The following is a 12,816-nucleotide window of genomic DNA, read 5'->3' as shown; positions in this document are numbered from 1 at the left end:
CTTAACCGCCCTGCCGTACTGCTCGGGAACACCTATGCGTCTCCATGGACGCGCGCTACCGAGATCTAGCGGTCCGGGTACCGACGCTGCTGCCCGAACGCTCCCTGCCAAATTCCGAGAACCGGGACATCACCGTGTCTTCATCACCCTTCCGCAGACGCGTGCCAGGGGCGGCCATACGCCGCTGGCTCGGCCGTGGCGGGCTCGTCATCTCCCTCTGCCTTCTTCCGCAAGTCGTGGTGCCCGCGGGTTACGACTTCGCAGCCCAGGCCCAGGCCCAGTCCGCAGCCGCCCTGAAGCAATTGGAGGACCGGCCCGACGCCAAGATCGACAAAGTGGGTGTGCTCAAGCCCGGCACCTCCAAGGCCCCGAAGGACAAAGCGGCCCCCGCTGCCCAAAAGACCCGAGAGCGGCTGAAGGGAGCCGCGTGGCCAGAGGCCGGCAAGGCCACTGCCGAGGTCGCGGCTTCTGGCGAAGCCGTTGTTGCCGTCGGTGGACTCGGCGTGGAGCTGGCTCAGGAGTCCGCTGCCCCAACATCCAAGCTGGCACGGAGTAAGGCGAACGCGAAGGCTACCGGACCGGCCGAAAAGGTGGCGCTCAGCGTTCACTCCCAGTCGGCCGCACAGAAAGCGGGCGTCAACGGCGTCCTGCTCACCGTCGACCCGTCAGGAGCAGCTCCCGGGGACAACGCCGGTGATACCGACAAGCTCCGGGTCTCACTGGACTACTCCTCCTTCAGCGACGTCTACGGCGGCAACTTCGGCCCCCGTCTTAGCCTGGTGACGCTCCCGGCGTGTGCGCTGACCACCCCGGAGAAGGAGTCCTGCCGTGCTCAGAGCCCGGTAGCAGGCGCGGACAACGACGCGCAATCACAGACCCTGACAGGCACGGTCTCCGCCCGCACCCTCGCAGCCGGCACATCAGTGCTGCTGGCGGCAACGGCCGACAGCTCAGGTGGCGGGGGCGACTATAGCGCCACCCCGCTCTCGCCGACCGCGACCTGGGAGGCCGGTGGCAGCACGGGTGACTTCACCTGGAACTACCCGCTGCGGGTTCCCCCGGCGACGGCCGGCCCGGCCCCGAACCTGTCCATCTCTTACAATTCTGCCTCGGTGGACGGTCGCACGGCCGGGGAGAACAACCAGACCTCGGTGATCGGCGAGGGCTTCTCGATCACCGAGTCCTACATCGAGCGCAAGTACGGTTCCTGTAAGGAAGACGGCCAGTCCGGCAAGGGCGACCTGTGCTGGAAATACGGCAACTCGACCTTGGTCCTCAACGGCAAGGCCGTCGAGCTGGTCAACACCTGCGCCGACAAGGCGGCCTGTGACAGCGCCGCCCTCTCGGAGGCGTCGGGCGGCTCGTGGAAGACGAAGAACGAGGACGGCACCCGCGTCCAGCACCTGACCGGCGCCACCGCCAACGGCGACAACAACACCGAGTACTGGAAGGTCACGGACGCATCCGGCACCCAGTACTTCTTCGGCAAGCACCGGATGCCCGGCTGGAGCGACAACGGCACCGCCGCCGACGACCCTGTCACTAACTCGGTCTGGTCCGCCCCGGTCTTCGGTGACGACTCCGGCGAGCCCTGCTACAAGTCCAGCGGCTTCGCTGACTCCTCCTGCAGCCAGGCATGGCGCTGGAACCTCGACTACGTCGAGGACACCCACGGCAACGCCTCCACCTACTGGTACGGCCGGGAGACGAACTACTACTCCAAGAACGCTGACACCACCGTCAACGGCACCGCCTACACCCGCGGCGGCTACCTCGACCACATCGACTACGGCCAGCGCAGCGACCTGATCTACAGCAGTCCCGCCGCCCAGCAGGTCTCCTTCACCTACGCCGAACGCTGCATCGTCTCGGGTGGCTGCACCAGCCTGACTGCGGCCACCAAGGCCAACTGGCCCGACGTGCCCTACGACATGATCTGCGCGTCCGGCACCAAGTGCACCACCCAGATCGGCCCGGCCTTCTTCACCAGGAAACGCCTGACCGATGTCACCACCTCGGTATGGACCGGCACCGGCACCACCCAACGGGACGTGGACACCTGGCACCTCGAGCAGGACTTCCCCGACACCGGTGACGCCTCCTCGGCAAGCCTGTGGCTGAAGTCAATCCAGAACACCGGCAAGGCCAACACCACCACCGCCGCAATGCCGCCCGTCGTCTTCGGCGGCATCCAAATGCCCAACCACGTCGAGGGCAGCGGCCCGGACACCCTGCGCTACATCAAGTGGCGCGTGCGCACCATCAAGTCCGAGACCGGCTCGACCATCACCGCCAACTACTCCGACCCCGACTGCATCTGGGGCTCGAGCATGCCGGCGAACGTAGACAAGAACACCCGCCGCTGCTACCCGGTCAAGTGGTCCCAGTCTGGGGCGACCCCGGTCACCGACTGGTTCCATAAGTACGTGGTCACCTCCGTCTTCCAGGACGACCCCTACGGGCACGGCGATACAGGCGAGACGTACTACGACTACCAGGGCGGCGGCGGCTGGGCCTACGCCGACGACGAGGGCCTGACCAAGGCATCCAACCGCACCTGGTCACAGTGGCGCGGCTACGGCAAGGTCGTGGAGACCTCTGGCGACTCTGAGGGTCCGCGCTCCAAGAAGTCCACGCTCTACATGCGGGGCCTGAACGGAGAGAAGGAACTCGACGGCACCGCCCGAGTGGAGAAGGTCACCGACTCCACCGGCACCGCCATTGACGACTCCCGCCAGTACGCCAGCTTCGTCCGCGAGACCATCGCCTACAACGGTGCCGAAGAAGTAAGCGGCACCATTAACACTCCCTGGTCCCACAAAACCGGCAGTCACACGTACAGCTGGGGTACTACCGAGGCGTGGATCGTCCAGGCCGGCGAGACCACGACCCGCACCAAGACCTCTACCGGCACCCGCACGGTCAAGCAGAAGACCACCTACGACACCACATACGGCATGCCGATCACTGTGGAGGACACCGGGGACATAGCCAAGACCGGCGACGAGTCTTGCATGCGTACCACCTACGTCCGCAACACTTCCGCCTGGCTGGTGGACGCAGTCTCACGCACCGAGACTTACTCGGTCTCCTGTGCAACCACCCCGTCGATCCCCGACGACGTCCTCTCCGACATCACCCTGGCCTACGACGACCAAGCGGTCGGGGCAGTGCCCACAACGGGTGAAAGCACTGCCTCCTACCGGGTTGCGAGCTACGGCGAACTCGACAAGAAGCCCGTCTACCAGCAGGTCTCCAGCTCCACTTACGACAAGCTGGGCCGCCCACTCACCGAAACCAACGCCCTCCAGCGCACCATCAGGACCACCTATGTCCCGGATGACACCGGCTACGGCCCGCTGACCTCCAAGACCACCACCGACCCCAAGCTCTACACCTCCACCACCCAGGTGGACCCAGCCTGGGGCACGGCCACCAAGACGACCGATGCCAACGGCAACATCACCGAGTGGTCCTTCGACGCGCTCGGCCGCCTGAAGTCGGTCTGGAAGCCGGACCGCTCCCGCACGCTCGACGACGCCGCCAGCATCGTCTACGACTACAGCGTCAACAACAACAAGGAGACCTGGGTCCGCACCGGCACCCTCAAGGCCGACGGAAAGACCTACAACAGCGCCTACGAAATCCTCGACAGCCTGCTGCGTTCCCGCCAGACACAGGTCCCCGCGCCGAACGGCGGCCGGGTGATCTCAGAAACGCTCTACGACGACCGCGGCCTTGCCTACATCACCAACGCGCAGGTCCACGACGACAACGCACCCACCGGCACCCTGGCCAACACCTTCCCCGGCTCCGTTCCGGCCTCCACCGAGACTGTCTTCGACGCCGTCGGCCGGGCCACCGAATCAATCTTCCGAGTCTACGACCAGGAGAAATGGCGCACCGAGACCGACGACCAAGGCGATCGCACTGCGGTCACTGCCGCCGAAGGCGGCACCGGCATCCTGACGATCGCCGACGCCCGCGGCAGGACCACTGAACGCCGTGAATACGGCGGCCCCGTACCGACCGGCAGTAACTACACCCGCACCCTGTACGAGTACACCCCCGGGGGCCAGCTCAAGAAGATGACAGGGCCGGACGGGGCGGCCTGGACGAACGGCTACGACCTGCGCGGCCGCAAGATCACCTCCACAGATCCCGACAAGGGACGTGTCGACACCACCTACAACGACGCCGACCAGCCGCTGACCGTCACCACGACCCTCAACGGCGCCTCCCGCACCCTGATCACCGACTACGACGAGCTCGGCCGCACGACCGGAACATGGGACGGGGTGAAAGACAACACCCACCAGCTGACCAAGTTCACCTTCGACTCGCTGGCCAAGGGACAGCCGACCGCCTCGATCCGCTATGTCGGCGGCACCACCGGCAAGATCTACTCGCAGTCCGTGACGGGCTACGACGCTCTCGGCCGCCCCAAGGGCACCAAGACCGTCATCGCAGCCACCGACCCGCTAGTCGTAGCCGGCGCGCCGCAGAGCTTCACCACCTCTGCCGTCTACAACATCGACGGCACGGTGCAGTCCACCTCAATGCCCGCAGTAGCTGGCCTGCCTGCCGAAACTGTCGAAAACAGTTACAACGGCCTGGGCATGCTCACCGGCACCGACGGCATGACCGACTACGTCCAGAACATCGGCTACTCGCCGTACGGCGAGATCGAGGAGACCCGCCTGGGTACTTCAACCGATGCCAAGCAGTTCCAGATCTTCAACCGCTACGAGGACGGCACCCGCCGACTGACCAACACTCACACCACCGACCAGACCAACAGCGGCCACGCCAGGGACGCTGACTACAGCTACGACGTCTCCGGCAACGTCAAGTCGATCACTGACAATGCAAGCAGCAAGGACACGCAGTGCTTCGCCTACGACGGATACCGCCGTCTGACCGAGGCCTGGACCCCGTCCTCCAACGACTGCGCGACCGCCCGCTTGGCATCCGCCCTCGGAGGCCCGGCCCCCTACTGGACCAGCTGGGCCTACAAGCCCGGCGGCCTGCGTGACACCCAGACCGAACACAAGACCAGTGGCGATACGAAGACCGTTTACGACTACCCCGCGGTCAACGCCGCCGGGGCTGGCCAGCCCCACACCATGACCTCTGTCGCTGTGGGCGGCGCAACCGCGAAGCCCCTCACCTACGACGAGCAGGGCAACACCACCAAGCGCTACGGGCCCACCGGAACTGCGCAGAGCCTCGTCTGGGACATCGAAGGTGAGCTTGCCCGCCTCACCGAAGGCACCAAGAGCACCGACTACCTCTACGACGCAGCCGGCGAGCTCCTAATCCGCCGCGGTCCTGTCAAAACCGTTCTCTACCTAGGCGACCAGGAACTTCACTACGACACGGCCACCAAGAAGTTCACCGCCCAGCGCTACTACTCAACTGGTGACGCCACCGCCGTTCGTACCGAGGCCGGCCTGTCCTGGATGGTCGACGACCACCACGGCACCGCGTCGATGTCCGTTGACGCAACCACCCAGGCAATCTCCCGCCGCTATAGCAAGCCCTTCGGCGACGCACGCGGCACAGCAACCCCAGCCTGGCCCGATGACAAGGGCTTTCTCGGAAAACCAACCGACACCGACACCGGACTCACCCACGTGGGCGCCCGCGAATACGACCCCGCCAGCGGACGCTTCCTCTCCGTCGACCCCATCCTCGCCCCCGAAGACCACGAGTCCCTCAACGGCTACGCATACGCCAACAACACCCCCGTCACTCTGTCCGACCCCACCGGGCTCCGACCCGACGGCATGTGCGGCGGCTCCTCAAGCTCCTGCAACGGCGGCACCGAAACCTTCACAAAGAAGAGCAACGGCGGGTGGAGCTGGAAGTACACAAAGACCTACACCCAAAAGTTCACCTACAAGAAGAGCAACGGCTCCCTCGGTAGCGGAACCATGACCGCCACGGTCACTCAGACCGTCGGCGCCACCTCCGCGAAGATCGTCTACAAGAAGGGGCCCGACCCCAAACCGAAGAACAACGACGGCTACTGCAATGCCTGCTGGGCTATGGGAACCAACCCCAATTACAGCCCGACTGCCAACGACCTGCCAGACAGAGGAAAGCTCGCGACCTGGCAGAAAGTTGTCCTAGGCGTCGTGACGGCTGTGGGACTGGCAGTTGCCGTCGCACCCGTCGCTGCAGCCCTGTGGTCGGGTTGCCTGGCCACCGCACCGGTGTGCGCTGCGGAGATCGCAGAAATGGCGACCGGCGGCGCGTCCGGCGGAAGCGCGGTCGTAGGGTCTGGCGCAGTTGCAGCCGCTGCAGCAAAAGCCGAAAGCAAAAGCGCGCCCGGGGCTGAACTTGCTTTGCGGGCAGATTTTAACTCGAATGGATCTGCCGTACGGCACTACTCCAAGCATGTCCTCGGCGTAATCGGTAAATACAAAGGAAAGATCAAGGTGAATGCCAATGGAATTGACATGCCTGAATTCAAGGGGCCCGGCGGGAGGGAGCGGTACATAGAATCCGCTCGAAGCTTCATGTCCGGGAATGGTCCGGAAGGCTCCATTTCGCTTCCGAGCTCAAGTGGGGGAATGTTCCGCGTCAATCCAAATTCAGGACACTTCGGATACATGAACTCGTCTGGTACGATATCGACCTACTTCAGGCCGGAAGGAGACGCCGTGACGTATTTCTTTGAGCAATTCAAGTGACGCCGAACGCTCCCGACCTCGCACTCATCGCGGCTGAGGCATGTCTGCGTCTTGGACGCAGGCAGGCCCTTTCTCCTGGGGAATTGCTGGATTCTTGGTCCTCGTTCGTTGACGAGTGTCAAGACGGCTACGAATTTGACTATTCTGAGTACCTGAATGACATATCTGTCAGAAGGGTCCTACAGGTGGTCATTACAGATCCCCGGTTTTCAGGATGTTCGGCACCTGCTACATGGTTTGCGGGCGAGCTCGATGTAATCGATCTCCGGTTCAAGAGCCTCGTGGAGTCAGGGCCGACTGTCCGGCCGGCCGATGCTGACTGGTGGATTGTCAAAATTCCCGGTTTCGGCGGCGAGGATTTTGTTGCGGATGCCCTTGAGCGCTTTGGGGAAGTGATCGCGTTGGCGGCAGAGTAAAGAGCCACTGTAGCGATTATGCTGTCATTGTGCCGCGGTCGGATGTCATCCGACCGCGGCACAATGACAACGTGCTTCCGGGGCACGGACCCTGCGGTAGCGGGGGAGTGGCTGCGCGAGTGGACCGACGTCACCGGCGTCGAAGGTGTCGTGGTCAAGAGTCTGACGGGCCGGTACCGGCCGGGCGTGCGCGGCTGGTCCAAGGTAGCTGCAGGGACTCCACCGAAGCGTTCGTCGGCGGCGTCACGGGCTCCCTGCAACGCCCCCAGGTTCTGCTGCTGGGCCGCTACGACACCACCGGCCGCCTACGGCTGGTGGGCAAAACCACCCCGCTGAAACCCGGCCCGGCCCGCGACGTCGCCGACCACCTCACCGCAGCTGGCCCGGACCATCCCTGGACCGGTGCGCGCTTCACCGCGTCCTGGAACAGCCGCACCCCACTGGAGCCGGACTTGGTCGCCCCCGCCCTCGTTGCGGAGATCAGTGTCGACGTGTCACAGGATCACGGGGTGTGGCGCCACCCGCTGCGCTACGAACGGCTCCGCCTGGGCGTGGACGAAGCCGATGTTCCGCCGTTCGGCGAGACCTGAGCATGACCCAGATCCGCATCGTGGCTTTCTGCCGCACACCGCGGTGAAGTCGTCGCGTGCTCCGGTCTGTGAATCGGCGGGGCGGCTCTGCCGGGTGATGGTTGGTGCGTCTGACACAGACGATCTTCGGGTTGTTCTAGAGTCGGGGCGACCTTCCCGGTGGCGTCTCGCTGCCGGGATTTCGTGTTCTTCTGGTGGAGTTGGATCTTGCGTAAGGCGCGACTGCACGACCGGAATCCAGCGGGGCCCATTCCACGTATCGGCTGGGCGGCCCGGGCCCGGGAGGCAGGCGCTCCGCTGGCCATCAGGCCGTACCGGCTGCACTTCACCGCCCGTCTGCTCTCCTGGACCGGCTCGGCCGTGGCGCCTATCGGTCTTGCCTTCGCGGTTCTGAAGATCGGTGGCGGGCCGGGTGCGCTGGGTGCGGTCCTCGCGGCGAGCGTCGTGCCCCAGATCCTGCTGCTGCTCGTCGGTGGGGTCGTCGCGGACAGGCTGCCCCGGGCTCGGGTCATGGTGTGGTCCAACGTTATCTGTGCCGTCGCGGAGGCGGTGGCGGTGCTGTTGCTGGTCTCGGGCACGGCCCGGGTCTGGCATCTGGTAGCAATGTCGGCCGTCTGTGGGGCCGCGGGGGCCTTCTTCACCCCGGCGGCCGGGGGCATTGTTGTGGAGGTGGTCCCGGCCGAGCTGCGGCACGCGGCCAACGCTCTGCTGAAGATCGGCCAGAATACGGTGAAGGTGGCAGGGCCGGCCCTGGGCGGCGTCCTGGTCGCCGTGGTCGGCCCTGGCTGGGCGCTCGGGTGGGACGCGCTGACGTTCGCAGCCTCGGCCCTTCTCTTCTCCCGGATCAGTCTCAGGGGCAAGACCGTGAAGGTCCGGACCGGGTTCACCGTCGATCTGCGTGAGGGGTGGGATGACTTCCGCTCCCGTCGCTGGCTCTGGGTGATGGTCTGCCAGGCCGCCGTGATCGTTCCCGTGTGGCTGGTCGGCTACCAGCTGCTCGGCCCGGTGTACGGAAAGCAGGTTCTCGGCGGCGCCGCCCCGTGGGGTGTGGTGGTGTCCGGCTTCACCGCCGGACTGGTGGTCGGAGCGGCGCTCGCCCTGATGTGGAAGCCGCGCCAGGTCGGAGTCGTCGTCTGCGCGGGCACCGGCTCGATGGCGGTGCCGCTGGCGGCGATGGCGGCGACCGTGCCGCTGCCCGTGCTCGTGGCCGCGACGGGGCTGGCGGGCACAGGGCTGGCAGTCAGCATGACCGTGTGGGCGTCGCTGGTGCAGGAGAGGATTCCGGCGGACCGGCTGGGCCGGACCCTGTCCTACTCGACGCTCGGGCAGATCCTGCCCGTGCCCTTCGGCTATCTCCTGGCTGGTCCCGCCTCCCAGCTATTCGGGCTCCGCACGACCCTGGCGACCGGCGCCCTGATCATCATGGCCGCCGCCGTTGTGCCGCTGGCCATCGCTCAGGTCCGGGGGCTCTGCCTCGCCCCCACACCGGCCAAGAACGCCGTCGGGGTCGCGGCCACGGCACGGGCGGAGAGGTAGAAGACCCGGGCCACCTCGACGGCACCGGCGAAATCCCGGAACGCCCGGTCCCGGGCCGCCGCATCAAGCACGGACCGACTGCAGTCCTCGGGGAGCCCCCACCTCTGGACGAGATGAGAGGCGATGCGCTCAAGTGGGCGGTCGTGTGGTGCGGGTCGGCCGCCTCGATCTCGGCGTTGAGAGCGAACGCGGCGGCCACCGCCTCGGCCGCCACAGGAACGGAGCCGAGCAGGTCACCCGCTTCGGCCACCGCCGCGGGCCACACCGTCCAGGCCCCGTCCAAGCGGGCGGAGCGGACGATGACCCGCACCAGTGCTTCTCCGGGCGCAAGCTCGCTCATCTCCTCCTCGGTGAGCCAATGGGCGAGCTGGTCGCCGGACATACCGGCCACCTCCACGCCTGCCGCAGCAGCGCGCCGCAGGGCAGACCGTTCCACCGCCGCGGAGCGCACCGGGCGGCATACGCCGTCGCACGCCTCATGCGCAAGGGCGGCCAGGACCCGCGCCCGCCACCGGTCCGGGAACCCCGGGTCGTACAGCTGCTGGTGGTGCAGGAGGGCGAGGAAGCTCACGGGCTGCCCGCACGCCACCGCGCCCGGCAGGCAGGCTGCCTGCCAGTACCGGACGAAACTGGTCTGCCACGGCTCGCCCGCCCACGCCCCGGCGCCGGGGGCTGGGGGTAGGCCGGCGGCCACCAGGGCGAGAGCCTGCTCGGCGTCCTCCCGTTTGGCGTCGCAGGGATGCGTGCGGCGCCAGGAATCCGCCCGGCTGAACGCGGGCCCCAGCCCCTGCCCGGCCGCGAGACGGCCCAGCGCGGTCCAGGACCGGGACGTGTAGGGGAGGGAGCGGGCCAGGTCGGCGAGCCGGTCGGTTTCGGTGTCGTCCAACTCTCCATCGGCGGCGGCCCGGGTCAGGGCGGCCCGCAGGTTCACCAGGGCTTCGGACAGCGGGCGCCCGTCCTCGGTGTGCAGCACGGCGACTTCGTCGTCGGCGTCCAGGGCGCCGCTGCGGAAGTCCGCGAAGATGCGCCCGACGCCGACCATCCCGTAAGGGGCGAGCTCCGCGGCCCGCAGAGCTCCCATGCTGGCGGCGCCGACCATGGTGACGCCTTCGGCCAGCAGCGCCAGGATCTCCTTGTGCCGCACCGGCGCACTCTGGTGCCAGAGCCCATCAATGATCAGCACGGTGTCGCCCCAGCCGGCACCGAGCCGCATCAAGTCTCCGTGCCGGACCGGAGGGTGCGTCACCGCGTCGGGGAGGATTTCGCGGACCCGTGCGGCGGGCACGGTGGGGCCGGAGAAGACATGAACGGTCATGCGGCAGCCTCCTGGGTCGGTCGGGGGATGACATGGCGGGCGTCGTAGCGCAGGGTCGGGGCCAGCACCTTGACGACGGCGAACTCGCGCCGCTGGTAGGGCCCGTGGGTGAGGTCCACCACGAGCGGGTGATGGCCGGTGACGGCCTCGATGCGGGCGGCCAGGTGCTCGGCCTCACCGTCGTCCGTGGCGAACCCGGTGGTGTACTGAGCAGCGACCTCAGCCCAGCTGACGCCGGGGCCCCCGGCGGGTTGGGGGCTGCGTTGCACGGCGGCCCGGTACGCGGCCGGATGGATGTCCTCCCGACTGCCGGTGATCTGGGTCAGCCGGGACTGAGCCGCCTCCGTGATCGCCCGGGACAGTGCCACGTGGGGGTCCAGATGAGCCCCCGAGCCGGAGACCAGCAGGGCTGGCTGGTCCTCGCGCCACAGGTAGCAGCTCATGACCGGCACCCCGAACCGGTTGGGCAGGTGCCACAGTTCCAGCCAGGCCCCGGCCGCCTGCAACCGGCCGATCAACCCTGCACAATGCTCGTCCTCGACGCTGTCGGGGTCGGGGTCGACGAGCTGGCCGCGGCCCGGCCGGTCGGCGAGAGCGCTGATCGTGTCCCGCTCGATCAGCTCGGCCAGCGCATGGACGACGGCCTCGGCGCGGGTGTTCCCGGAGGCGAGACCGTTCGTGGACGCGCTGGGCAGGTGCAGGCGCCACCGGTCGTGGGCTTCTCGGCCCAGCTGCACGCACGCCGCCGGCACGAGTACGGGTTCGCGGTCCGGCGTCGAACGTGCGGTGATCCAGTTCATAACCGTCCGGCCGGTGACCAGAGAGCCGGGATGGCTCTCCAGGGCGGTCACCGGATACGGCAGGTCCAGGCTGTCGGCCGGGGCCCGCACTTCGGCGGTCGGGACGGCCCGCTCGCCGTGCCACACCTCAATCGCTTCCATGGCTGCTGAGACCCGGGCAGCGGCCAGGGTCGCGCCTTTGCCCTGGGCGACGGACAGAGTGCGGGTCAGGGGGCGTACGGCCATGGCCACCGGGATCCCGAGATCGTCCAGGCCGGTGACGTCGGCGACGCGGGTGATGCCGTATGCCATCAGTAGCGGCCGGGTCGCCTCCCAGGTCTGATCGGGGTGCCGGGTGCGGTGGGTGCCTTCGAAATATGCCTTGTGCATGGGTTCTTCCCTTCGCAGATGCCGAAGCCCGGCCGTCGGGCACCCAGGTCATGGAGGGTGCCCGACGGCCGGGCGGGGCTCGGCTACCGCCTATGGCGCCGTCAGGCGGACGGCAGCGGGTAGGTGTGGGTGTCGGGGAAGGCGGAGTCGGGCACGGCCGGGTCGCCGCCGGAGTTCTGCGGCATGTTGCCCTCGGCGTGCAGTTCGGCCACGAAGTCGGCCGGGTCCACGGCCTGCGTCGCGGCGGAAGAGATCTGCTGGGACATGGTCGTTCCTCCTTGATCGGGAAGGACGCTGCTACACCGAGAGGTCGGTGAAGCAGATGGTGATCAGCACCTCGCGCGACTGGGAGTCGAGGGGGGTACGCCAGTGAGGGATTCGGCTTCCGTCGAATCCGGTGAGGACGCGGTGGCGGACCGGGAAGGTCTCGCCGCCGTCCGGGTACGGAGTGTCGCTGAGGCGGTCGGCCACCTGCCGGGTGGTCAGCCACCGCATGCGGGGCAGCCAACCCATTGAGGCGAGGCCGGGGGTCAGGCCGCACGAGAAGGTGATCGAGCACTTCCCGTCGTCCCGGTGGACGTGCATGTAGTCGCCTGGCTCGTAGAACTTCAGGCCGAAGCGGATCGGGGTCATGCGGGCGCTGCCGGTCGCTTCCCCCGCCACCTCCGCGAGGCCCTTGCACATGGCCAGCCGGCTGAGCGCGTTTCCGCCGGTGTGGACCCTGCACCGCCGTGACCTCAGCCACCAGACCAAGAAGACCCCGCACAGGGGTTTCTTGATGCCTGGAAGGCACCAACACCCCAGCTAAAACATGTCTGACAAACACTCAACCGGTAGGCCATGGAATGGCCTACCGTGGGCATGGAATGCCCACAGAGAAAACCCCAACAACATCTGAAGAGAGGAAAAATGAGACCCCATCACGTAAACCCACGTGCCGGAGGCACGTATTTCCTTTTCAGTCCGGAGGACGAAAGGAAAAAGCCCCGGAGGGGCGCCCGGAAAGACGCCGGAGGCGGCTTTCCGGTTTTCGGGCGGGGACGCCCGAAACGAGCGAAGCGAGTATTCGCTTCCGGAGGAAGAGCGAAGCGG

7 protein-coding genes are annotated in these 12,816 nt (G+C 67.0%); 3 read left to right on the top strand and 4 right to left on the bottom strand.

What is annotated here, in order from left to right; translation table 11 throughout:
* Window positions 1-44 precede the first annotated feature (44 nt).
* From ACIREO_RS39295 to ACIREO_RS39285, 3 genes are all read left to right on the top strand, one after another.
* Complete coding sequence (locus ACIREO_RS39295; protein WP_404119796.1) at window positions 45-6,698, top strand: RHS repeat-associated core domain-containing protein; 6,654 nt, start codon at window positions 45-47, stop codon at window positions 6,696-6,698.
* A 730-nt stretch (window positions 6,699-7,428) separates the two neighbouring features.
* Window positions 7,429-7,704, top strand: coding sequence for a hypothetical protein (locus tag ACIREO_RS39290; protein ID WP_404119794.1), 276 nt, complete (start codon window positions 7,429-7,431; stop codon window positions 7,702-7,704).
* 207 nt (window positions 7,705-7,911) lie between these two features.
* Window positions 7,912-9,240: an MFS transporter gene (locus ACIREO_RS39285; protein ID WP_404119790.1), complete on the top strand. Its 1,329-nt coding sequence runs from the start codon at window positions 7,912-7,914 to the stop codon at window positions 9,238-9,240.
* On the opposite strand, the gene ACIREO_RS39280 is transcribed toward ACIREO_RS39285, so the two are convergent.
* From ACIREO_RS39280 to ACIREO_RS39265, 4 genes are all read right to left on the bottom strand, one after another.
* Window positions 9,125-10,555: a TfuA-like protein gene (locus ACIREO_RS39280; RefSeq protein ID WP_404119788.1), complete on the bottom strand. Its 1,431-nt coding sequence runs from the start codon at window positions 10,553-10,555 to the stop codon at window positions 9,125-9,127. The two genes, ACIREO_RS39285 and ACIREO_RS39280, sit on opposite strands and share 116 nt — an antisense overlap.
* A complete protein-coding gene (locus tag ACIREO_RS39275; protein WP_404119786.1) occupies window positions 10,552-11,724 on the bottom strand; it encodes a YcaO-like family protein in 1,173 nt (390 codons plus the stop codon). The genes ACIREO_RS39280 and ACIREO_RS39275 overlap by 4 nt, the downstream gene beginning before the upstream one ends.
* 101 nt (window positions 11,725-11,825) lie before the next feature.
* Window positions 11,826-11,990 carry a hypothetical protein gene (locus ACIREO_RS39270; protein ID WP_404119783.1) on the bottom strand — a complete coding sequence of 55 codons (165 nt, stop codon included), beginning with the start codon at window positions 11,988-11,990 and terminating at the stop codon, window positions 11,826-11,828.
* A 31-nt stretch (window positions 11,991-12,021) separates the two neighbouring features.
* Window positions 12,022-12,408 (bottom strand): hypothetical protein, encoded by a 387-nt coding sequence (locus ACIREO_RS39265; RefSeq protein ID WP_404119781.1) that lies wholly within the window; start codon window positions 12,406-12,408, stop codon window positions 12,022-12,024.
* Window positions 12,409-12,816: the final 408 nt, after the last annotated feature.

The sequence above is a fragment of the Streptomyces sp. NPDC102441 genome, assembly GCF_044765585.1.
Taxonomy (GTDB): Bacteria; Actinomycetota; Actinomycetes; order Streptomycetales; family Streptomycetaceae; genus Streptomyces.
Note: the sequence above shows the minus strand (reverse complement) of the source record. Positions and strands in the feature narration are given on the sequence as shown.